The sequence below is a fragment of the Pantoea piersonii genome (genome assembly GCF_003612015.1).
In the GTDB taxonomy this organism is placed as follows: Bacteria; Pseudomonadota; Gammaproteobacteria; order Enterobacterales; family Enterobacteriaceae; genus Pantoea; species Pantoea piersonii.
Genome location: NZ_RARB01000008.1, coordinates 74,161 through 95,879, shown reverse-complemented (window position 1 = coordinate 95,879; position 21,719 = coordinate 74,161). Strand labels below are relative to the sequence as shown.

19 protein-coding genes are annotated in these 21,719 nt (G+C 59.2%); 5 read left to right on the top strand and 14 right to left on the bottom strand.

Features of this window, described 5'->3' with window-relative positions; all coding sequences use genetic code 11:
• The first annotated feature begins 14 nt into the window (after positions 1–14).
• Positions 15–1,283: a stationary phase inducible protein CsiE gene (gene csiE, locus D7S44_RS18980; protein WP_120457513.1), complete on the top strand. Its 1,269-nt coding sequence runs from the start codon at positions 15–17 to the stop codon at positions 1,281–1,283.
• Here the strand turns inward: csiE and D7S44_RS18975 are convergent.
• Together D7S44_RS18975 and glyA are read right to left on the bottom strand one after the other, a co-directional pair.
• Positions 1,280–2,419: a 3-phenylpropionate MFS transporter gene (locus D7S44_RS18975; protein WP_120457511.1), complete on the bottom strand. Its 1,140-nt coding sequence runs from the start codon at positions 2,417–2,419 to the stop codon at positions 1,280–1,282. The two genes, csiE and D7S44_RS18975, sit on opposite strands and share 4 nt — an antisense overlap.
• A 116-nt stretch (positions 2,420–2,535) precedes the next feature.
• Positions 2,536–3,789: a serine hydroxymethyltransferase gene (gene glyA, locus D7S44_RS18970; protein WP_120457509.1), complete on the bottom strand. Its 1,254-nt coding sequence runs from the start codon at positions 3,787–3,789 to the stop codon at positions 2,536–2,538.
• Positions 3,790–4,120: 331 nt separating this feature from the next.
• Between glyA and hmpA the strand changes: the two genes are divergently transcribed.
• On the top strand, positions 4,121–5,305 hold the full coding sequence (gene hmpA, locus D7S44_RS18965) for an NO-inducible flavohemoprotein (RefSeq protein WP_120457508.1): 1,185 nt from the start codon (positions 4,121–4,123) through the stop codon (positions 5,303–5,305).
• 207 nt (positions 5,306–5,512) lie between these two features.
• On the opposite strand, the gene glnB is transcribed toward hmpA, so the two are convergent.
• From glnB to purL, 5 genes are all read right to left on the bottom strand, one after another.
• The gene (glnB, locus tag D7S44_RS18960; RefSeq protein ID WP_033753971.1) at positions 5,513–5,851 is read right to left on the bottom strand and encodes a nitrogen regulatory protein P-II; all 339 of its coding nucleotides are present in this window, start codon (positions 5,849–5,851) and stop codon (positions 5,513–5,515) included.
• A gap of 148 nt (positions 5,852–5,999) precedes the next feature.
• Positions 6,000–7,334 (bottom strand): two-component system response regulator GlrR, encoded by a 1,335-nt coding sequence (glrR, locus tag D7S44_RS18955; protein WP_120457506.1) that lies wholly within the window; start codon positions 7,332–7,334, stop codon positions 6,000–6,002.
• The gene (gene qseG / locus D7S44_RS18950; protein ID WP_120457504.1) at positions 7,334–8,002 is read right to left on the bottom strand and encodes a two-component system QseEF-associated lipoprotein QseG; all 669 of its coding nucleotides are present in this window, start codon (positions 8,000–8,002) and stop codon (positions 7,334–7,336) included. The genes glrR and qseG overlap by 1 nt, the downstream gene beginning before the upstream one ends.
• A gap of 3 nt (positions 8,003–8,005) precedes the next feature.
• Complete coding sequence (locus D7S44_RS18945) at positions 8,006–9,433, bottom strand: sensor histidine kinase (RefSeq protein WP_120457503.1); 1,428 nt, start codon at positions 9,431–9,433, stop codon at positions 8,006–8,008.
• 557 nt (positions 9,434–9,990) lie between these two features.
• Positions 9,991–13,881, bottom strand: coding sequence for a phosphoribosylformylglycinamidine synthase (gene purL / locus D7S44_RS18940; RefSeq protein ID WP_120457501.1), 3,891 nt, complete (start codon positions 13,879–13,881; stop codon positions 9,991–9,993).
• A gap of 265 nt (positions 13,882–14,146) precedes the next feature.
• Here purL and mltF point away from each other — a divergent pair, with 265 nt between their 5' ends.
• Positions 14,147–15,604: a membrane-bound lytic murein transglycosylase MltF gene (gene mltF, locus D7S44_RS18935; protein ID WP_120457500.1), complete on the top strand. Its 1,458-nt coding sequence runs from the start codon at positions 14,147–14,149 to the stop codon at positions 15,602–15,604.
• Between the two features lie 34 nt (positions 15,605–15,638).
• On the opposite strand, the gene tadA is transcribed toward mltF, so the two are convergent.
• Together tadA and yfhb are read right to left on the bottom strand one after the other, a co-directional pair.
• Positions 15,639–16,136: a tRNA adenosine(34) deaminase TadA gene (tadA, locus tag D7S44_RS18930; RefSeq protein ID WP_120457498.1), complete on the bottom strand. Its 498-nt coding sequence runs from the start codon at positions 16,134–16,136 to the stop codon at positions 15,639–15,641.
• 71 nt (positions 16,137–16,207) lie between these two features.
• On the bottom strand, positions 16,208–16,846 hold the full coding sequence (yfhb, locus tag D7S44_RS18925) for a phosphatidylglycerophosphatase C (RefSeq protein ID WP_120457497.1): 639 nt from the start codon (positions 16,844–16,846) through the stop codon (positions 16,208–16,210).
• A 170-nt stretch (positions 16,847–17,016) separates the two neighbouring features.
• Between yfhb and D7S44_RS18920 the strand changes: the two genes are divergently transcribed.
• Both D7S44_RS18920 and D7S44_RS18915 read left to right on the top strand, forming a co-directional pair.
• Positions 17,017–17,856, top strand: coding sequence for a MurR/RpiR family transcriptional regulator (locus D7S44_RS18920; RefSeq protein WP_120457495.1), 840 nt, complete (start codon positions 17,017–17,019; stop codon positions 17,854–17,856).
• 50 nt (positions 17,857–17,906) lie between these two features.
• The gene (locus D7S44_RS18915) at positions 17,907–18,155 is read left to right on the top strand and encodes a YfhL family 4Fe-4S dicluster ferredoxin (RefSeq protein ID WP_120457494.1); all 249 of its coding nucleotides are present in this window, start codon (positions 17,907–17,909) and stop codon (positions 18,153–18,155) included.
• Here the strand turns inward: D7S44_RS18915 and acpS are convergent.
• The 5 genes from acpS to rnc form a co-directional block, all read right to left on the bottom strand.
• A complete protein-coding gene (acpS, locus tag D7S44_RS18910) occupies positions 18,152–18,532 on the bottom strand; it encodes a holo-ACP synthase (protein WP_120457492.1) in 381 nt (126 codons plus the stop codon). The two genes, D7S44_RS18915 and acpS, sit on opposite strands and share 4 nt — an antisense overlap.
• Positions 18,532–19,263, bottom strand: a complete 732-nt coding sequence (gene pdxJ, locus D7S44_RS18905) for a pyridoxine 5'-phosphate synthase (RefSeq protein WP_120457490.1) — start codon at positions 19,261–19,263, stop codon at positions 18,532–18,534. The genes acpS and pdxJ overlap by 1 nt, the downstream gene beginning before the upstream one ends.
• Before the next feature lie 66 nt (positions 19,264–19,329).
• Positions 19,330–20,058 (bottom strand): DNA repair protein RecO, encoded by a 729-nt coding sequence (gene recO, locus D7S44_RS18900; protein WP_120457488.1) that lies wholly within the window; start codon positions 20,056–20,058, stop codon positions 19,330–19,332.
• Between the two features lie 4 nt (positions 20,059–20,062).
• Positions 20,063–20,968: a GTPase Era gene (gene era, locus D7S44_RS18895; RefSeq protein WP_120457486.1), complete on the bottom strand. Its 906-nt coding sequence runs from the start codon at positions 20,966–20,968 to the stop codon at positions 20,063–20,065.
• A gap of 45 nt (positions 20,969–21,013) precedes the next feature.
• Positions 21,014–21,694 carry a ribonuclease III gene (gene rnc, locus D7S44_RS18890; protein ID WP_081142359.1) on the bottom strand — a complete coding sequence of 227 codons (681 nt, stop codon included), beginning with the start codon at positions 21,692–21,694 and terminating at the stop codon, positions 21,014–21,016.
• Positions 21,695–21,719: the final 25 nt, after the last annotated feature.

Sequence of the window (21,719 nt, the reverse complement as noted above, 5' to 3'; positions counted from 1 at the left end):
TGGAATCTAGACTGATGAGTTCTGCTCCCTCTTCGGCACCACTCTTCACCCGATCACAGCGTCGTTGTCATCTGCTGTTGCTGTTGTATCTGCCCACTCCCGCGCTAACGCTCGAAAAACTCTGTCAGTTAAACGGCGTTGACGCTGTCGTCGCCCGACAGGATATCGAAGATGTCGGGGATGAGATACAGCGTTATCACCAGCTGGAACTGCATCAAATGGTGGACGGCAGCTTTCGCATTCACGGCACCGAGCTGGATCGGCGACTTTGCCTGCTGCACTGGCTGCGGCGCGGGCTGCGCTTGTCAGAAAACTTCGTGCGCGACCATTTTGCCGCGCCGCTGCGCCAGCGGCTGAAAGCGATGAAAATAGAAAAAGCGCTCTACGACGAGATAAATTTGCAGGCGCTGATCCAGCACTGCAGCCTGAAGCTCTCCCGCGACTTCAGCGCGCGCGACCGCTTGTTTCTGCAAATCTTCATGAAGTATGGGCTGATGCAGCGCCAGCCTGCCCTGTTCAACGAGCGGCAGCGCGCCTGGCTTCAGCAGAAGTATGAGCGCGAGGCGGCGTTGGACGTCATTCTTCACTGGCAAAAGCGCTGTCATCTGGCGCCGCATATCAGCGAAGCGGACTTCTGGACGCTGCTGTTCAGCCTGATCCATGCGCCTGGCCCTGATACGTTGCATCATCCCGGCAGCCAGCAGCTGATGCGGGAAACCAGACAGCTTATCGCCACCTTCGAACAGCTGGCCGAGCTGCGCTTCGGCGAACCTCAGGAACTGACGGAGCAGCTCTATACGCATCTGGCGCAGGCGCTGGATCGCTCCCACTTCGGCATCGGCATTGATAACAGCGTAGCGCTGGACGTCACGAAGCTCTATCCGCGCCTGCTGCGCACCACGCAGCAGGCGCTGGACGGGTTCGAAACCACCTACGATCTGCGCTTCAGCCAGGAGGAGGTTAGCCTGATTGCGGTGATATTCGGCGCCTGGCTGATGCAGGAAAACGCGCTGCAGGAGAAGCAGGTTCTGCTGCTGACCGGCGACAATGCCCGTCTTGAACAGCAGCTTGAGCAGCAGATCCGCGAAATTTCGCTGCTGCCGATCAATATCAAATATCAGGATATGAGCGACTTCCAGCGCGACGGCGCGCCGCGTGAAATCGCGCTGGTGATCTCCCCTTACGCGACGTCGCTACCGCTCTATTCGCCGCCGCTGATCCACGCCGAGCTGCCGCTGAGCGAACATCAGCAGCAGCGTATACGGGCGCTGCTGGAGGCTTAAGCCGCGCGCGGCCGCAAAAAGAGCGCGGGCAGCGCGACCAGCGCCATCACCCAGAAGAGATGGCCCTGCAACGGGGTAAACAGCACGCCGCAGATCATGGTCATTACCGCGATGCCGCCGCCCATCGCCAGCGCCGAGTAGATCGACTGCAGGCGGATAACGTCTGAACCGCTGCGCGCGGCGATAAAGCGCATCGCCGCCAGATGGCAGACGGTAAAGCTGCCGCAGTGCAGGATCTGCCCTACGATAAGCCAGGGTAGTTCAACGGTCGCACCCAGCAATGCCCAGCGCACCAGCGCGCAGATGCCGGAGAGCAGCAGCAAATCGCGCGCGCGCCAGCGTCGAAACAGGCGATTGCTCAGAGCGAAAACGACAATCTCCGCTACCACGCCAAGCGACCACAGATAGCCTACCACCGACGCGGAGTAGCCGCTCTGCTGCCACCATATCGCGCTGAATCCGTAATAGGCGGCGTGCGCCCCCTGCATCAGCGTAACGCACAGCATAAAGCGCCACACGCTGTTCTCACGCAGCAGATCGCGCCACGCCTGCCAGCCGCCGCCTGTCGCGCTGTGTCGCTCCTCGCCCTGCGGTCGGGTAAGCGGCGGCAGCAACATGCCGCCTAGCATCGCCAGCACGCCGACGGAGAGCAGCGCCAGAATCGCCTGCGATGACCAGTGGTTGACCAGCAGTCCGGTAAGCGCCGAACTGATAACGAACGCCAGCGATCCCCACAGCCGCACCGGGCCATATTTCAGTCCGATCTGCTGGGTCCAGGTGGCGGCCAGCGCATCGCTGAGCGGCACCAGCGGCGAAAAGAAGAGATTAAAGCCCACCATAACGAAGAGTAGCCACAGCCACTGCTGCCCTATCCAGTATCCGGCGGCGAACAAACAGGTCAGCAGCGCCAGCAACCGCAGCGCGGTGATCAGCTGCGCTGGATGCTTCACCTGCGAAGCGATCAGCAGGCTGCCCACAAAGCGCGCCACCATGCCGCAACCGAGTAGCAGGCCGATCTTCTCCGCATCGAGGCCGGTGCCCTTTAGCCAGACGCCCCAAAAAGGCAGATAGATACCGTAGCAAAAAAAGTAAGTGAAATAGCCGAGACCGAGCCATTTTGACGAGCCGATCGCCATTCTGCCTCCCGCAGTGAAGGGTCCATAGAAAATGATTGCGCGTTACTCTAGCCTAAAAACGGCAATAAAAAAGGATGGCCGAAGCCATCCTTAATCGCGGTCACACAAGCTCAGGCTTATGCGTAAACCGGCAGACGAGCGCAGACTTCCAGCACTTTCTGTTTGGTGCGTTCGATAGTCGCTTCATCGTTGATGTTGTCGAGCACGTCGGCAATCCAGCCCGCCAGCTCGCGAACTTCCGCTTCTTTAAAGCCGCGGCGAGTCACAGCAGGGGTACCGATACGCACGCCAGAGGTAACGAACGGGCTTTTCGGATCGTTCGGCACGCTGTTTTTGTTAACGGTGATGTTGGCGCGGCCCAGCGCGGCGTCCGCCTCTTTACCGGTCAGGTTTTTGCTGACCAGATCGATCAGGAACAGGTGGTTATGGGTGCCGCCTGAAACGATGTTATAGCCGCGCTCGATCAGCACTTCCACCATCGCTTTGGCGTTTTTAGCGACCTGCTGCTGATACGCTTTAAACTCCGGCTCCATCGCCTCTTTAAACGCCACCGCTTTACCGGCGATAACGTGCATCAGCGGACCGCCCTGCCCGCCCGGGAAGACGGCAGAGTTGAGTTTCTTGTAGAGCTCTTCGTCGCCGCCTTTCGCCAGGATCAGGCCGCCGCGCGGACCCGCCAGGGTTTTATGGGTGGTAGAGGTGACGATATGCGCGTGCGGAACCGGGTTCGGATAGACGTCAGCAGCGATCAGACCGGCCACGTGCGCCATATCGACGAACAGGTAAGCACCGACGCTGTCAGCGATTTCACGCATTTTCGCCCAGTCGCAGACGCCGGAGTAGGCAGAAAAGCCGCCGACGATCATTTTCGGCTGATGGGTTTTTGCCAGCTCTGCCAGCTCGTCATAGTCGATTTTGCCGCTCTCATCGATGCCGTAAGGCACGACGTTATAAAGTTTGCCAGAGAGGTTTACCGGCGAACCGTGAGTCAGGTGACCGCCATGCGCCAGGTTCATGCCCAGAATGGTATCGCCCGGCTTCAGCAGTGCGGTATAAACAGCAAAGTTAGCCTGAGAGCCCGAGTGCGGCTGCACGTTAGCGTAATCGGCGCCGAACAGCGCTTTCGCGCGATCGATGGCCAGTTGTTCAACGATGTCGACATATTCACAACCGCCGTAGTAGCGTTTCCCCGGATACCCTTCCGCGTACTTGTTGGTGAGCTGCGAACCTTGCGCCTGCATTACACGTGGGCTGGTGTAGTTTTCAGAAGCAATCAGTTCAATGTGCTCTTCCTGACGCACTTTCTCTTGCTCCATCGCCTGCCACAATTCGGCATCATAATCGGCAATGTTCATTTCACGCTTTAACATCCGCATCTCCTGACTCAGCTAACTTTTAACGGCGGTTTAGGCTCCCTTAGGGAGCAAAGGCCAACAGTGTAAACCGTTTTGCCAGGTGACGGTAGCGCCAATTCCTGATTGTACGCAAACGATTGGCTTGGCGCTGGCAAAGGATTTTTACGCTTTCCTGTGCTACGGTGGCACCGCGATTTTTCCTCAGGTTGTGACGCAGGTTTTTGCAATTTGTACTTAAAGCTTGCCACCTTTATAGCCTGATTTTTTACCGGGTTATTTACAACTACCGAACCAGGATCATAACATGCATTTAAAATGCAACTTTAAAGCAGCCTGAGGAACCACCATGCTTGACGCACAAACCATCGCTACCGTGAAATCTACCCTTCCTGCTGTCGCCGCCGTTGGGCCAAAGCTCACCGCTCACTTTTACGACCGCATGCTGTCGCAGCATCCCGAACTGAAAAACGTGTTCAATATGAACAACCAGCGCAACGGCGATCAGCGCGAGGCGTTATTTAACGCCATCTGCGCCTACGGCGCGAATCTGGATAACCTGGCGGCGCTGCTGCCGGCGGTAGAAAAAATCGCGCAGAAGCATGCCAGCCTGACGATCAAGCCGGAACAGTACGCTATCGTCGGGGAGAACCTGCTGGCAACGATTAAAGAACTGCTGAATCCAGGCGATGAAGTGCTGGCGGCATGGGGTCGCGCTTATGGCGTGCTGGCGGATGTATTTATTAAGCGTGAAGAGGCGATTTACCAGGAAACCGAGCAGCAGGAAGGCGGCTGGCGCGGTACGCGCGCGTTCCGCATTAGCGCTATTGAGGAGCAAAGTTCGGTCATTAAAAGCTTTACTCTGACGCCGGTCGATGGCGGCGCAGTCGCAGCCTTTAAGCCGGGCCAGTATATTACTGTCCGTCTGCACCCCGCCAGTTTTGAGTTTCAGCAGAATCGCCAGTACTCGCTTACGCATACCAGCAATGGCAAAACCTACCGCATTGCGGTGAAACGCGACGCACAGGGCACCGTTTCCGGCTGGCTGCATGAAAACGCGCAGCCAGGCGATGTGCTGGAGCTGACCGCGCCGCACGGCGACGTATTTATGGACGTGACGACCGACACGCCGGTGGCGCTAATTTCAGCGGGCGTCGGCGTAACCCCGACGCTGGCGATGCTGCATGCGCTGGCCGAACAGCAGCATGCCGCGCCGGTGACTTGGCTGCACGCGACGGAAAACGGTGCGCAGCACGCCTTTGCGGATGAAGTGGCCGAGACGGGCGCTCGCCTGCGCGACTTTGAAAAGCGCGTCTGGTATCGCGTCCCGGATGCCGCCGATGCGGGCCGGTTTGATGCTGAAGGTATGATGGATCTGGCCAACGAAGCCGCGCGCCTGCAGGATTCGCGCACGCAGTTCTGGCTGTGCGGACCGGTAGGCTTTATGCAGTTTATCGCCGGTCAGCTACGCGATGCGGGCGTTGATGCCTCTCGCATTCACTATGAAGTGTTCGGCCCGCATAAAGGGCTGTAAGGCCACAGCAGGAACAGGCTACAGACGATATCTGAGCCTGCACGCGGGTGATATGGACCGAGGAGCAAAGCGTCCCGCGCCAGGGATGGCGCGGGCCGAGCTGCAGGGATGCCGTTTTGCGTCTTTGCGATCGGGGCATATCACCCGCGCTGACACCCAGCCAACAGACAAAGCCCGCAAGCAGGCTTTTATCTTTCACAGGCGAAATTAGATCGCCTCTTCATCCTCTTCGCCGGTACGGATACGCACCACGCGCGAGACGTCAAAAACAAAAATTTTACCGTCGCCGATTTTACCGGTCTGCGCAGTTTTCATAATGGTTTCCACGCAGGTGTCGACGATATCGTCGCCCACCACCATTTCAATCTTCACTTTCGGCAGAAAGTCGACCATATACTCTGCGCCGCGATAAAGCTCGGTATGCCCTTTCTGGCGGCCAAAGCCTTTAACTTCAGAAACCGTCATCCCGGTGATGCCGACCTCGGCTAAGGCTTCGCGCACATCATCGAGTTTGAATGGTTTGATAATCGCATCAATCTTTTTCATGTCAGACCCTTTTCTCACTCCCTCCGTGGCCGGATGGGGTGCTGTAAGTGTATACCCGCAGCGTCAGGCTACAGGGGCGTCGCCCGCAACGCATCCCGCCCGAAGGGGTATTTATCAACGCTTTCAAACGCTTCATCGCGCCAGAAAGCTACTCTTTAAAATCGCTGGCGTCCAGTTCATGTCGGGACAGCAGCTTATAAAACTCGGTGCGATTACGCCCGGCCAGCCGGGCGGCATTGGTGACATTGCCTTTAGTCATCTGCAGCAGCTTACGCAGGTAGTTAAGCTCAAACTGGTTTCGCGCCTCGACAAAGGTTGGCAGAACGCTGTTCTCCCCGCTCAGCGCCTGCTCGACCAGCGCATCGCTGATCACCGGCGATGAGGTGAGCGCCACGCACTGCTCGATAACGTTCACCAGCTGACGCACGTTGCCCGGCCAGCTCGCCGTCATCAGCCGCTTCATCGCATCCACTGAGAAGCTGCGCACAAAAGGTTTATGTCGATCCGCCGCCTGACGCAGCAGATGGCTGGCAAGCAGCGGAATATCCTCCGTGCGCTCATGCAGCGCGGGCAGTTTAAGATTGACCACGTTAAGCCGGTAAAAGAGATCCTCGCGAAACTCTTTTTTCTCCATCGCTTTTGGCAAATCGCGATGCGTCGCGGAGATGATGCGCACGTTAATATCGATATCATGATTGCTGCCGAGCGGACGGATTTTGCGCTCCTGCAGTACGCGCAGCAGTTTCACCTGCAGCGACGGCGGCATGTCGCCAATCTCATCCAGGAACAGCGTGCCCCCTTCCGCCGCCTGAAACAACCCTTCGCGCGCGCTTACCGCGCCGGTAAAGGCGCCTCTGGCGTGCCCGAACAGCTCAGACTCCAGCAGCTGTTCCGGCAGCGCGCCGCAGTTAATGGCGATAAAAGGTTTGTCCGCGCGCGGGCTGGCGGCGTGGATCGCCTGCGCCAGCACCTCTTTGCCGCTGCCGCTCTGGCCGTTAATCAATACGCTGACGTCAGACTGCGCCACCATATGCGCCTGCTCCAGCAGCCGCAGCATTGTCGGGCTGCGGGTGACGATCGCCTCGCGCCAGCGGTCGTCGCTGGCTGGCGCGCGCTGCGCCAGCGCATCGTCGATCGCTTTATAGAGCGCATCGCGGTCCACCGGCTTGGTAAGAAAACTGAATACGCCCTGCTGCGTGGCGGAGACGGCATCCGGAATCGAGCCGTGCGCCGTGAGAATAATCACCGGCAGGCTGGGGTTGTGCTTCTGAATTTCGCCGAACAGCGCCAGACCGTCCATCTCATCCATACGCAAATCGCTGATCACCAGATCGATCTGATCTTTCTGCAGCAGGCGCAGCGCTTCCGGCCCGCTGGCGGCGGTGGTCACCTGATAGCCTTCGCTAGTAAGACGCATGCCCAGCAGCTTCAGCAGGCTGGGATCGTCATCTACCAGCAACAAACGTGCGGATTGTCTGGCCATTAAGGCTCCTCATGTTGCGAGGCTTCCGGCGCATGGCCGCCCTCTGTAACGTCCGGCGCTTTGCGTGAAGAGAGCTGGCGCTCAATATCGGTCAGGCGCTCCAGCTTATGCTGCGTGTCATTAAGGGTTTTACGCATCTGCGCATCTTGCTGACGCAGCGCATCAAGCTGCGCATCGCTGCTCTGCTGTAAATGCGCGAAGCGCGAACGCGTTTCGCTGAGATCGAGCTGAGCGACCTGGTTGCTGCGCCACAGCTGGATCAGTGGACGCACCGTGCCAGGGAAACGGCTGCTGTATTCGTCCAGCGCCTCGACATAATCGCGTCGCTCCAGCGGCGTGACGTTGCCGTTAGCCATCAGAATGCCGTTTTTAAACGCGCGCGCCCAGCCTTCAACTGGCCAGCGATGCGCTTCGGCGCGCGCCTCTGCGGGCGACAGGCGCTCGGCGCAGTCGATGGCGCGCATCCAGTAGAGCGGATTGCCCGTGGCTGCCGCGCTTTCGTTGCGCCAGACGCTGGCGCAGTCTGTCGCCAGATAATCGGGAAGCCTGACCTCCGGCTCGGCGACGATGGCGTCGCGATGCGCAGACGAAGCGGCCGGGGAGGCGTTACAGCCGCTGAGAGAGAGGCTCAGCAGCGCTGTAAAAAGTGAGGCGAAGACGATATTCATCTGTCAGAGATTCCCGGCTGTGTGATTCAGTACGATACGAAAACAAACGTCGGCGTCCTGGCTGTCAACCAGCTGCAGATCCCCCTGCATGCGACGCAGACAATCTTTAGCGATGCTCAGTCCCAGCCCGCTGCCTTTAACCGGCCCTTTACGCTGCAGACTGCCCTGAAAAAAGGGTTCGAATATCATTTCCCGTTCTTTCGCGGGGATCGGCGTGCCGCTGTTAGCCACCTCTATCCATACTTTATCGCCGTGCAGCTGGCTGCGCAGCCAGATGCTACCGGATTCGCCGCCATAGTTCACGGCGTTAGAGTATAAGTTATCGATCACGCGCATCAGCAGCACAGGTTCGGCGAGGCAGCGCTTCGCCTGTAGATCGCAATGCACATGCATCAGCTTAGCGCGCGCCGGCAGCGCATGGGCGCTCACCACCATATCCACCAGGTCGATAATATCCACCGCTTCCAGCGTCGTAGGACCTTCTGACTGTTTACGGTTGTAGTCGAGCAGCTGTTCAATCAGGCGCTGCAGATGACGGCTACTGGTGTCCAGGATCGCCACCACCTCTTTCTGGTCGCTGTTCAGCGCGCCGACCACTTCGTCCGCCAGCAGCTCGGTACCTTCGCGCAGGCTGGCGAGCGGCGTTTTCAGCTCGTGGGAGAGATGGCGCAAAAACTCATGGCGCTGCGTCTCCAGCCACGCCAGCCGCTCGCTAAGCCAGACGATGCGCTGACCAAGCGAGCGCAGTTCGCGCGGTCCGCGAAAGGCCACGCTCGCGCCCAGTTCGCGCCCTTCGCCGAGACGGTTGATCATGCGCTCGACGCTTTTGACCGGTCCGATAATCATACGGGTGAAAAGCAGCACCAGCGCCAGGCTGACGATAAACAGAATAAGCGCCTGCCAGCCGAAAAACTGGCCGCGATCGGCGATTTCGCGCTGCAGCTGCAGCCCGCGCGCGAACACTACTTCACGCGTCTCCTGCACCAGCTGCGCATTAGCGGCGGAAAAGCGCTCCAGCGCCTGCGAGGCTGCAGCGACCGGATTACCGTTATCGCACTGCAAATCGGTTAACTGCGGCAGCGTTGCACGCAGCGTCTGGAACGCCGCCAGCGCGGGCAGGCTGGAAGCATGGGAATCGAGTATCTGGCTGTATCGCGCGCGCTGGGTTTGATAGAGGCGCGACAGGGTGGCGTCGCCCAGCACGCAATACTGGCGATAGCTGCGCTCCAGCTCCAGCGCGGTACGCGCCATCGCCTCGCTGCGCCGCACATCGGTAAAGGTATTGCGATTGGTGTCGACAGCCTGATCGCTTAAGGCCGACAGGCTTTCCCAGGCTTGCCATGCCAGCACCAGCAGCGGCAACAGCACCAGTAAAAACGCCATCAGCACCAGCTGGCGCAACGATCGGGGAAATAAACGCCATCTTCTCACGCGGTCGCTTCCTTTAATAAACGCTGTAAGGATGCTAGCGAAGTCCGCCGGTGGAAGATAGAGCGGAAATGAAAACGGCAGGCCTTCTGGCCTGCCGTGAGAGCGACGCCGCAGCATCGCCGAAAAAGAGGTGGAGCCTAACTCAACGTTTCGCCCGATGCTTGATAACGTTGCAAAGCAAGCGATTATCGGCTGGTGGACGGCAGGCTCCGTTTGGTGCGTCATTCAGTTTTTATGAGCTCTGCCGCGGTGCGGGGCAATCATAAACAGGAGAATGAGCCACGTAGTGATATTAGCAAACTTCGTGCCAGAAAATAAATAGTATTCTTTTTCAGACGGTTGCCAGCGTTAGCGGCTATTCCTGCCGTGAAGCGCGAAACGCGAAGCGCCTATCTGTCGCCAAATCCCAACACATCTGCCCATCACGCGCTTATGTCTTATCTATCAGTAAGATATATGTCGCCTTTTAGAGACAACCAACAGGGGAAATGTCGCTGTTTCCCAACACTCATAAAAAAAGGAGACATCGCTGTCTCCTTTTTGCCCGCTTACCAGATTTATCCTAGCTGCTTACGCGCATTACGGAAAATGCGCATCCACGGGCTATCCTCGCCCCACTCAGCCGGATGCCAGGAGTTGCTCACCGTACGGAATACGCGCTCCGGGTGCGGCATCATAATCGTGACGCGTCCGCTTTCGTTCGTTACCGCCGTAATGCCGTGAGGCGAACCATTCGGGTTAGCCGGGTAGGCTTCGGTGACTTTACCGTAGTTATCGATAAAGCGCAGCGCGACCAGACCTTTCGACTCCAGCGCGGCCAGATGTGCGCCGTCGCGCACTTCAACAAAGCCCTCGCCGTGAGAGACCGCAATCGGCATATGCGAGCCTGCCATGCCGTCCAGCAGCAGAGACGGGCTGACGGCCACTTCAACCAGGCTGAAACGCGCTTCAAAACGCTCGGACTGGTTGCGCACAAAGCGCGGCCAGAGATCACTGCCCGGGATCAGCTCGCGCAGATTCGACATCATCTGGCAGCCGTTGCACACGCCAAGCGCCAGCGTCTGCGGACGATGGAAAAAGTTCTCGAACACATCGCGCACGCGGTTGTTGAACAGAATGGATTTTGCCCAGCCTTCGCCAGCGCCCAGTACGTCGCCATAAGAGAAACCGCCGCAGGCCACCAGCGCCTGGAACTCCTCCAGTCCCCGACGCCCCGCAAGCAGATCGCTCATATGCACGTCAACCGCCGTAAAGCCAGCGCGGTGGAAGGCAGCCGCCATTTCAACATGGGAGTTAACGCCCTGCTCACGCAGCACCGCGACGCGCGGACGCACGCCGGTGGCGATCATCGGCGCGGCGATATCCTCTTCCGGTTTAAAGGTCAGGTGAACGTTCAGGCCGGGATCGTTATCGTCTTTACGCGCCTCGTGCTCCTGGTCGGCGCAGAGAGGGTTATCGCGCAGACGCTGCATCTGCCAGCTGGTTTCGCCCCACCAGGTACGCAGCGTGGTGCGGCTTTCGCTGTAGATCGCGCTGTCGCCGAAACGAATAACAAAACGATCGCCGCGCTGTGCGCTGCCCAGAACGTGACTGCATCCTGCCAGTCCCTGCTCCGCCAGCACCTTCTCAACCGCATCGCGATCTTCCGCTTTAATCTGAATAACCGCGCCCAGCTCTTCGGTAAAGAGCGCCGCCAGCGCGTCGCTGCCCAGCGCGGCGATATCGACATCGATACCGCAGTGGCCGGTAAAGGCCATTTCCGCCAGCGTCACCAGCAGACCGCCGTCTGCACGGTCGTGGTAAGCCAGCAGTTTCTGCTGCGCTACCAGCGTCTGCATCGCATTGAAGAAGCCCGCCAGTTGCTGCGCATCGCGCACGTCGGCCGGTTTGTCGCCCAGCTGACGATAGACCTGCGACAGCGCGGTCGCGCCCAGCGTATTCGCGCCGTTGCCGAGATCGATCAGCAGCAGCAGGTTTTCACCCTCCGCCTGCAGCTGCGGCGTCACGGTGCGGCGCACATCTTCCACGCGGGCGAAGGCGGTGATCACCAGCGACAGCGGCGCAGTCATTTCGCGCTGCTCGACGCCTTCCTGCCAGCGGGTTTTCATCGACATAGAGTCTTTGCCCACCGGGATAGTGATGCCGAGCGCAGGACAAAGCTCCTCGCCTACTGCCTTGACCGCTTCGTAGAGGCCTGCGTCTTCGCCCGGATGACCTGCAGCGGCCATCCAGTTAGCGGAGAGTTTCACGCGCTTGAGATCGCCAATCTGCGTCGCCGCAAGGTTGGTCAGCGCTTCGCCCACCGCCAGACGGCCCGAAGCGGCGAAATCGAGCAGCGCGACCGGGGCGCGTTCGCCCAACGCAAAGGCTTCGCCGTGATAGCTGTCGAGGCTGGCGGTAGTGACCGCGCAGTTCGCGACCGGGATCTGCCACGGGCCGACCATCTGGTCGCGCGCCACCATACCGGTCACGGTACGGTCGCCGATAGTAACGAGAAAGGTTTTCTCCGCCACGGCTGGCAGATGCAGCACGCGGTTTACCGCATCGCTGAGGGTAATGCCGTCGCGCAGCAGCGGCTCGCCTTTTGCCTGCTGCGTCACTACGTCGCGCGTCATTTTCGGCGTTTTGCCCAGCAGTACGTCAAGCGGCATGTCGATCGGCGTATTGTCGAAATGACTGTCGCTCAGGCTCAGGTGCTGCTCTTCGGTCGCTTCGCCGATAACGGCGTAAGGGGCGCGCTCGCGCTGACACAGCGCGTCGAATTCCGCCAGTTTCTCCGGCGCCACCGCCAGCACGTAGCGCTCCTGCGACTCGTTACACCACACTTCCAGCGGGCTCATGCCCGGCTCATCGTTAAGGATATCGCGCAGGTTAAAACGACCGCCGCGTCCGCCGTCGCTCACCAGTTCCGGCATGGCGTTGGAGAGGCCGCCCGCGCCTACGTCATGGATAAAGAGAATCGGGTTCTCTTCGCCCATCTGCCAGCAGCGGTCAATCACCTCCTGACAGCGGCGCTCCATTTCCGGATTGTCGCGCTGCACCGAGGCGAAATCGAGATCGGCGTCTGACTGGCCGGAGGCCATAGATGAGGCCGCGCCGCCGCCCAGACCGATATTCATCGCCGGGCCGCCCAGTACGATCAGCTTCGCGCCGACGGTAATTTCACCTTTCTGCACGTGGTCGGCGCGGATATTGCCGATGCCGCCCGCCAGCATAATCGGCTTGTGATAGCCGCGCAGCTCAACGCCGTTATGGCTGTTGACCTGCTCTTCATAGGTGCGGAAATAGCCGTTCAGCGCCGGACGCCCAAATTCGTTATTGAACGCCGCGCCGCCCAGCGGACCTTCGGTCATGATGTCCAGCGCGCTGACGATGCGGTCTGGCTTGCCGAAATCCTCTTCCCAGGGCTGCTCAAAGCCTGGAATACGCAGGTTCGACACGGAGAAACCGACCAGACCGGCTTTCGGCTTCGCGCCGCGGCCGGTGGCGCCTTCGTCGCGGATTTCGCCGCCGGAGCCGGTCGCCGCACCTGGCCACGGCGAGATCGCCGTCGGGTGGTTATGGGTTTCTACCTTCATCAGGATATGCGCCGCTTCCTGATGGTATTCATATTCGCCTTTGCGCGCGTCGGCGAAGAAGCGCCCTACCTCTGAGCCTTCCATAACCGCTGCGTTGTCTTTATAGGCTGACAGCACATGATCCGGCGTGGTCTCAAAGGTGTTTTTAATCATTTTAAACAGCGACTTCGGCTGTTTTTCGCCGTCGATAATCCAGTCGGCGTTAAAGATTTTATGACGGCAGTGCTCAGAGTTGGCCTGCGCGAACATATAGAGTTCGATGTCGTTCGGGTTGCGTCCGAGGCGCTGGAAAGCCTCCAGCAGGTAGTCGATTTCATCGTCCGCCAGCGCCAGCCCCAGCGTACGGTTAGCTTCTTCCAGCGCCTGGCGGCCGTTATTCAGCACGTCTACGCTCTTCAGCGGCTGCGGCTCATGATGGGCGAACAGCGCCTCCGCCTGCGAAAAATCGCTGTAGACGGTCTCCATCATGCGGTCGTGCAGCAGCGACTGAAGCGCCTGCCACTGCGTTTCCGTCAGCTGCGGCGCCTGCACATAGAAAGCCAGACCGCGCTCAAGGCGTCGCACCTGTGGCAGATCGCAGTTGTGCGCGATATCTGTCGCTTTGGAAGACCAGGGCGAAATAGTGCCGGGACGCGGCGTGACCAGCAGCAGACGGCCTTGCGGCGCATGTTCGGCGAGAGAAGGACCGTATTTCAGCAGGCGCTGCAGGCGCGCTTTTTCATCAGCGTTCAGCGGTGCGCTGACATCGGCAAAATGGACGTACTCGGCGTAAATGTCACTCACCGGCAGGTGAGCGTCCTGAAAGCGGGTCAGCAGTTTGTTTACACGAAATGCCGACAGGGCGGGCGAACCACGCAGAATTTCCATCATTTAATCTCTCGTCAGAGCGCCGTGCGACGCTTCAAGGGGCACAACAGCAGAAAACGGGCGGTATTATAGAGAAACACCCCGTCCGACGAAACCGTTTGCGCATAATTTCTCTGACCACGGAATTGCCTGAAATTTGCGCAAAACCTGCTTTATAAGTTGCTCTGCGCTGCTGAGTTGCGCAAAATGCCCCTCGCTCTGAGAGTTTAAAAAAGATCAATACTGCCTTTAAAAGACAGAGGCCTTAGAGCCAGCGAGAGACAACTATTTGAAACGCCTAAAATTAAACTATCTGTTTATCGGTCTTGTCACCTTGCTGCTGGCGATGGCTTTGTGGCCATCTGTCCCGTGGTACGGCAACGGACAGGATGCGATTTCCCAGATAAAATCACGGGGAGTGCTGCGTATCAGTACCATCAATTCCCCGTTGACTTACTACACCGTTAATAAAGCTCCGGCCGGTATGGATTATGAACTGGCGAAACGTTTTGCCGACTACCTGGGCGTTAAGCTCAAGGTTACGGTGCGTCCAAACCTCAGCGATCTGTTTGACGATCTTGACGACGGCAAGGCGGACTTGCTGGCGGCGGGTCTGATTTACAACGATGAGAGGCTGACGCGCTACAAAACCGGGCCGAGCTACTACTCCGTGTCCCAGCAGCTGGTCTATCGCGTCGATAAGCCGCGCCCGAAGAATCTCGGCGATTTGAAAGGCGAGCTCAGAGTCGCTTCCGGCTCAGCCTACCTTTCGTCGCTGAAAGCGGCGCGCGATAAGCAATATCCCGATCTTAACTGGGTTATCTCCACCGACCAGGCGCCTAAAGCCCTGCTGGAAGCGGTAGCCGACGGCAAGCTCGACTACACCATCGGCGACTCCGTCACCATCGCCCTGCTGCAGCGCATCCATCCGCAGCTGGCGGTGGCGTTCGACGTCACCGATGAGGAGCCGGTCACCTGGTATGTGCCACACAGTGACGACAGCAGCCTGGATGCCGCCATGCTCGACTTCTTCAACTCTATGGGCGAAGAAGGGGCGATGGCGCGCCTGGAGGAGAAGTATCTTGGCCACGTCGGCACCTTCGACTACGTTGATACCCGCACCTTTTTACGCGCTATTGACGTGACGCTGCCGGAGATCAAGCCGCTGTTTGAGAAGTATGCGGCCAGCATCGACTGGCGACTGCTGGCGGCAATATCCTATCAGGAGTCGCACTGGAATCCGCTGGCGACCTCCCCTACCGGCGTACGCGGCATGATGATGCTGACGCGCAACACCGCCGATAGCGTGAACGTTGAGGATCGCACCGATATCGAACAGAGCATTCGCGGCGGCAGTCTCTATCTGCAACGCATGATGGAAAAGGTGCCCGACACCATTCCCGAGGAGGAGCGCATCTGGTTCGCGCTGGCGGCGTATAACATGGGTTACGCCCATATGCTGGACGCGCGCAAACTTACCGCGAAACAGGGCGGCAATGCCGACAGCTGGGCGGACGTAAAGCTGCGGCTGCCGATGCTGAGCCAGAAGCGCTATTACGCGCAGACCACTTACGGCTACGCACGCGGTCAGGAAGCCTACAACTACGTGGAAAATATCCGTAAGTATCAGCTGAGCCTGGTGGGGTATCTGCAGGAGCAGGAAAAACGCCTTGCCCAGCGATCCGCGCAGGAAGCGGAGCTGGGCAGCGGTTATCCGGCGGTCGAGCCGGAAATTGCGATGAACTGAGACTGGGGTATTCGCTCAGACGCGTCGCGCACCATCATTCCGTTCCGCGCTGCGCCTGACGCAGCGCTTTTTTCTGCTCGCGCCGCATGCGGAAAAAGTCGCTCAGCATTGCCGCGCATTCATCCGCCAGTACGCCGCTCTGCAGCGTGATCTGATGATTCATGCCGGGATGGCCGAGCACGTCCATAAGCGAGCCAGCCGCGCCGGTCTTCTCATCGCTGGCGCCGTAAACCAGCCGCCCGATGCGGCTGTGCACCATCGCGCCGGCGCACATTACGCAGGGCTCCAGCGTCACGTAGAGCGTGGTATCAAGCAGGCGATAATTTTCCAGCACCTTGCCGCCCTGGCGCAGCGCCATAATTTCGGCGTGCGCGGTAGGATCGTGCTGGCCGATGGGCCGGTTCCAGCCTTCGCCGATAACGCGATCGCCCTGCACCAGCACCGCGCCGACCGGCACCTCGCCCTGCTCCCAGGCCATGCGCGCCAGCCGCAGCGCATGGCGCATCCAGTATTCGTCTTGAGATTGATTCACGCAGGCCCACTCCCGGCAGCAGCAAAGCGGCGCATTATAGCGATCCCGCGCGCAGATTCGAAGATGAAACCCTACTCCAGCTGCTGAAGTTCGCCGCGCGGCGTTACGCGCCAGCGATGCTGGCAGAAAAAGAGCAGCGGATTATCCTGCTTACTGTCGCTGTAGCCGCTGTAGAGCTGCAGCGGCGTGCCGATCTGCTCCTCAAGCTGAACCACCTTCTCATGGCCGAGACAGCGCATAGCCAGCACGCGGCCGCCCAGTCCACGCTGCATCTGGCTGGCGATCAGCTTCACGCGCGGCAGGAACGCCGAATCGTAGTAGACCTGCTCCACCAGCGACTGCGGCGAGCCGGTAATCAGCCATACGTCGGCATCGTCGCTGCTCAGATAGTCAGTCAGACGCTGCTGCACCACCGGAAAGGCGGTCACGCGCTGACGGAACCACTGCGCAAACTCCGCTTCGCGCCGCAGCAGAGTACGCTCTGAACGGCCAAAGGTGATCGACCAGAGCAACAGACTCATCGGCCAGCGCGCCGCGCGCCCTTTAATCAGCAAGCCAAGCCCCACCACCGGCAACAGCGGCACCACCAGCAGTAAGTTAAGCGGCTGGCGCCACAGCAGGTAGCGCATAAAGGTGCCAAACATATCCTGCTGGTGTAGTGTGCCGTCCAGATCGAAAAACACGACGCGACGTTGTGTACCTTTGGTCAAAAAACGCTCCTTCTAGTTTTGTTCTCCACCCTGCTCCTTATTGTAGCCATCAACCGCCGCAGCGGCGACGGCGGCTATTTTTAATTCCAGCTACTACAATGCCAGATGAATAGTTTATTCTTCAGCGGATATACGCATCTTGCGGCAGGATACTTAAACGAGGACCAGGCATGAGCTCATTGCTGCGCATTCGTCAGCTCTATCCGCGTCTGGCGCTAAACGAGCGCCGGCTGGCGGATTTTCTGTTGTCACAGCCGGATCGGGCGCGCCATCTCAGCTCGCAGAAACTGGCTGAAGAGTCGGGAGTGAGCCAGTCGAGCGTGGTGAAATTCGCGCAAAAGCTGGGCTATAAGGGGTTTCCCGCGCTTAAGCTGGCGCTGAGCGAATCGCTGGCGGATCGCGACGCCATTACCGTGCATAACCATATACTTAGCGATGATTCGCTAAAAACGGTGGGCGAGAAGCTGCTAACCGAAAAGCTTTCCGCTATTCGCGCCACGCTCGATATCAACAGCGAAGAGAAACTGACCGAGACGCTGCACCTGCTGAAAAACGCCCAGCGCATCGTGCTGGTGGGCATTGGCGCCTCCGGACTGGTGGCGAAAGATTTTTCCTGGAAGCTGATGAAGATCGGCATCAATGCGGTGGCGGAGCAGGATATGCACGCGCTGCTGGCAAGCGTGCAGGCGATGCGTCCCGGCGACGTGCTGCTGGCGATCTCCTACACCGGCGAGCGGAAAGAGATCAATCTGGCGGCGCAGGAAGCCGCACAGATCGGCGCCTACGTGCTGGCGTTTACCGGCTTTACGCCCAACAGCCTGCAGCAGACTGCGACCCACTGTCTCTATACCGTGGCGGAGGAGCAGAGCACGCGCAGCGCCGCTATCTCCTCGACTACGGCGCAGCTGGCGTTGACCGATTTGCTGTTTATGGCGCTGGTGCAGAACGATCCGGAACGCGCTGCCAGCCATATCCGCCATAGCGAAGCGCTGGTGAAAAAGCTGAACTAAGCGGCGAACGCGAGTATAATGGCGCCGTTTTTAGCTGATCAGGTGAAATGATGGCGCTGCTGATTACCGCCAGATGCATTAATTGCGATATGTGCGAACCCGAATGTCCCAACCAGGCGATCAGCCTCGGCGCGGAGATCTATGAGATTGACGCCAGCCGCTGTACTGAGTGCGTCGGACATTACGACGTGCCGACCTGTCAGAGCGTCTGCCCTATCGACAACACCATTATTATCGATCCACAGCACATCGAATCGCGCGATGCGCTGTGGGAGAAGTTCGTGGTGCTGCACCACTAGTTTTCGATAATCACCGTTGCGCAGGCGTAGTGGCGTTCATCCGCCAGCGTGACGTGTACCTGTCTGACGCCTAGCTTTTCCGCCACTTCGCTGGCGTGGTTGAAAAAGCGCAGTCCGGGCTTGCCCAGCGCATCGTTGTAAACTTCAAACTGATTAAAAGCCAGCCCGCCGCGAATGCCGGTGCCAAAGGCTTTGGCCGCGGCTTCCTTGACGGCGAAGCGCTTAGCCAGAAAGCGCACCGGCTGCTGGTGCTGCTGATATTGCTGCCACTCGGCTTCGCTCAGCACGCGTCGCGCCAGGCGATCGCCGGAACGTTCAATCACGCCGGCGATGCGCTCGATTTCGACGATGTCGGTGCCCAGTCCGAGAATAGCCATTAGCGACGCGCTTCCCGCATCAGCAGCTTCATCTCTTTTACCGCATCGGCCAGACCGCTGAACAGCGCGCGGCCGATAATGGCGTGGCCGATATTCAGCTCGTGCATCTCCGGCAGCGCGGCGATGGGCTGTACGTTGTGGTAGGTCAGCCCATGACCGGCATTAACCCGCAGTCCCAGGCTGGCGGCAAACGTGGCGGCGTGACGGATGCGCGCCAGCTCGGCCTCGCGCGGCAGACCTTCCGCCGCCTCGGCGTAGGCGCCGGTGTGAATTTCGATATAGGGCGCGCCGCTGGCGACCGCCGCCTCAATCTGGCGATGATCGGGGTCGATAAACAGCGAAACCTGAATGCCCGCCTCGCTCAGCTGTTTAACCGCCGCATTGATTTTGTCCTGCTGGCCCGCCACGTCGAGGCCGCCTTCGGTCGTTACCTCTTCGCGCTTTTCCGGCACCAGGCAGACGAAATGCGGCTTAATATCGCAGGCGATACCGACCATCTCATCGGTGACCGCCATCTCCAGGTTCATGCGCGTCTGGATAGTGTCGCGCAGAATACGCACGTCGCGATCGGTAATGTGGCGGCGATCCTCACGCAGGTGCACGGTAATGCCTTCCGCGCCCGCCTGCTCGGCGACAAAAGCCGCCTGCACCGGATCGGGATAGTGGGTGCCGCGGGCGTTACGTACCGTGGCGATATGATCGATGTTGACCCCTAACAGCAACTCAGCCATGACAGTCCTCAGCTTAACTATGTCGTAAAATCAGAGTGTACCGCGGCGCGCGGCGCAGGCACAGCGCTACGGGCTTGCCGCATCCGGCCGCTTTTTCGGCACGAACTGACGAAACAGTTCGGTGCTCTTTAAGGGTTTGCCGCCCAGATAGGGCTTCAGCGCGATACGGGTGAAACGCTTGGCAGCGCGCAGCGTGTCAGCGTCCGGGAAATCGCGTTCCCACAGCGCGCGTAGCTGGCGGCCGGTAAAGCTGCGCTGGTTCGCGACCAGACTGGCGATAAAGCCTTTCTCTTCGCGGTAGCTGTAGGTCATCGCGTCGGCGACAGGTTCGCCGCTGCCGGCGCAGTGCAAAAAGTCGACGCCGTAACCGAGATGGCCGAGCAGCGCCAGCTCAAAACGGCGCAGCGCCGGTTCAGGCGAGCTTTCACCCGACGCCAGCGTCTGCAGGCAGTTCAGATAGTCGAAAAAGAGTTCTGAGAAGGGAAATTCCTGCTCCAGCACGCGCGACAGCAGTTCGTTAACGTAGAGGCCGCAGTAGAGCGTGATGCCGCTGAGCGGCAGCGCCAGCGAGACCGCTTCGGCTTTGGTCAGGGTTTTGACTTCGCCGCGCCCGGTCCAGCGCACCAGCAGCGGCGTAAAGGGCTGCAGCGTGCCTTTCAGCTGCGAGCGACGCGCGCGCGCCCCTTTCGCCAGCACCCTGACCCGCCCATGGCTTTCGCTGAAGAGATCGAGCAGCAGGCTGGTTTCGCTGTAGGGGCGACTATGCAGCACAAAGGCGCGTTGCCAGCCTTCCATAGGATCAGAGGTCGTCTACATAGCCCAGGCTGCGCAGCGCACGTTCGTCGTCGGCCCAGCCCGATTTAACTTTGACCCACAGTTCGAGATGCACTTTCGCTTCAAACATCTCTTCCATATCTTTGCGCGCTTCGATACCGATGGTCTTGATTTTGGCGCCTTTGTTGCCAATCACCATCTTCTTCTGCCCTTCGCGCTCAACCAGGATCAGGCCGTTGATATCATAGCCGCCGCGCTCGTTAGAGACGAACTGCTCGATTTCGACCGTTACCGAGTAAGGCAGTTCGGCGCCGAGGAAACGCATCAGCTTCTCACGGATAATCTCTGACGCCATAAAGCGCTGCGAGCGATCGGTGATGTAATCTTCCGGGAAGTGGTGCTCCGCCTGCGGCAGACGCTTGCGCACGATCGCGGCGATGGTATCGACGTTTTTCCCACTCTCTGCGGAAATCGGCACGATATCGAGGAAGTCCATCTGCTGGCTGAGGAACTGCAGGTGCGGCAGCAGGATGCTTTTATCCTGAATATTGTCCACTTTGTTGATAGCCAGCACGACCGGCACTTTATTGTCGCGCAGCTTGTTGAGCACCATCTCATCGTCCGGCGTCCAGCGCGTGCCTTCGACCACGAAGATCACCAGCTCGACATCGCCGATAGAACTGCTGGCCGCGCGGTTCATCAGGCGGTTGATGGCGCGCTTCTCTTCCATATGCAGCCCGGGCGTATCCACGTAGATCGCCTGATATTCGCCTTCGGTGTGGATGCCCATAATGCGGTGACGCGTGGTTTGCGGCTTACGCGAGGTGATCGACACCTTCTGCCCCAGTAGCTGGTTCAGTAAGGTGGATTTGCCGACGTTGGGTCGGCCGACAATCGCGACAAAGCCGCAATAGGTGTTCTGTTCGCTCATTCGAGTCCTGACTTATTCAGCGCCTGTTCAGGCGCCGGGATGTTGCTATTCGAGACCAAGCTTGATTAACGCCTGTTCGGCAGCAGCCTGTTCTGCTTTACGGCGGCTTGAGCCTACGCCCACCACCGGTTCAGCCATGCCACTCACCTGACAGTGAATGGTGAATTCCTGATCGTGGGCTTCGCCACGCACCTGCACCACCAGATAGGACGGCAGCGGCAGGTGACGCCCCTGCAGATACTCCTGCAGGCGGGTTTTCGGATCTTTTTGCTTGTCGCCCGGGCTAATCTGCTCGAGGCGCGTCTGATACCAGTCAAGGATCAGCTTCTCCACCGTCTGGATATTGCTGTCGAGAAAGATACCGCCAATCAGCGCTTCCACCGTATCCGCCAGGATCGATTCACGGCGGAATCCGCCGCTTTTCAGTTCGCCCGGTCCCAGACGCAGGCATTCGCCGAGGTCAAATTCTCGCGCCATCTCTGCCAGCGTGTTGCCACGCACCAGCGTCGCGCGCATGCGACTCATATCGCCCTCGTCGACGCGAGGAAAGCGATGATAGAGCGCATTGGCGATCACATAGCTGAGAATGGAATCACCGAGAAATTCAAGACGCTCGTTGTGCTTACTGCTGGCGCTGCGGTGCGTTAACGCCTGTTGCAAGAGTTCCGGATGAGTAAAAGTGTAGCCCAGTTTGCGCTGAAGCTTATTAATGAGGATGGGGTTCATGCGATTCCAGTTCTTTTGTGCGTCT

Excerpts from the sequence above, each read along its gene's own strand:
- csiE (WP_120457513.1), top strand. The coding sequence starts at position 15 with ATGAGTTCTGCTCCCTCTTCGGCACCACTCTTCACCCGATCACAGCGT.
- D7S44_RS18975 (WP_120457511.1), bottom strand. The coding sequence starts at position 2,419 with ATGGCGATCGGCTCGTCAAAATGGCTCGGTCTCGGCTATTTCACTTAC.
- glyA (WP_120457509.1), bottom strand. The coding sequence starts at position 3,789 with ATGTTAAAGCGTGAAATGAACATTGCCGATTATGATGCCGAATTGTGG.
- hmpA (WP_120457508.1), top strand. The coding sequence starts at position 4,121 with ATGCTTGACGCACAAACCATCGCTACCGTGAAATCTACCCTTCCTGCT.
- glnB (WP_033753971.1), bottom strand. The coding sequence starts at position 5,851 with ATGAAAAAGATTGATGCGATTATCAAACCATTCAAACTCGATGATGTG.
- glrR (WP_120457506.1), bottom strand. The coding sequence starts at position 7,334 with ATGGCCAGACAATCCGCACGTTTGTTGCTGGTAGATGACGATCCCAGC.
- qseG (WP_120457504.1), bottom strand. The coding sequence starts at position 8,002 with ATGAATATCGTCTTCGCCTCACTTTTTACAGCGCTGCTGAGCCTCTCT.
- purL (WP_120457501.1), bottom strand. The coding sequence starts at position 13,881 with ATGATGGAAATTCTGCGTGGTTCGCCCGCCCTGTCGGCATTTCGTGTA.
- D7S44_RS18920 (WP_120457495.1), top strand. The coding sequence starts at position 17,017 with ATGAGCTCATTGCTGCGCATTCGTCAGCTCTATCCGCGTCTGGCGCTA.
- D7S44_RS18915 (WP_120457494.1), top strand. The coding sequence starts at position 17,907 with ATGGCGCTGCTGATTACCGCCAGATGCATTAATTGCGATATGTGCGAA.
- acpS (WP_120457492.1), bottom strand. The coding sequence starts at position 18,532 with ATGGCTATTCTCGGACTGGGCACCGACATCGTCGAAATCGAGCGCATC.
- pdxJ (WP_120457490.1), bottom strand. The coding sequence starts at position 19,263 with ATGGCTGAGTTGCTGTTAGGGGTCAACATCGATCATATCGCCACGGTA.
- recO (WP_120457488.1), bottom strand. The coding sequence starts at position 20,058 with ATGGAAGGCTGGCAACGCGCCTTTGTGCTGCATAGTCGCCCCTACAGC.
- era (WP_120457486.1), bottom strand. The coding sequence starts at position 20,968 with ATGAGCGAACAGAACACCTATTGCGGCTTTGTCGCGATTGTCGGCCGA.
- rnc (WP_081142359.1), bottom strand. The coding sequence starts at position 21,694 with ATGAACCCCATCCTCATTAATAAGCTTCAGCGCAAACTGGGCTACACT.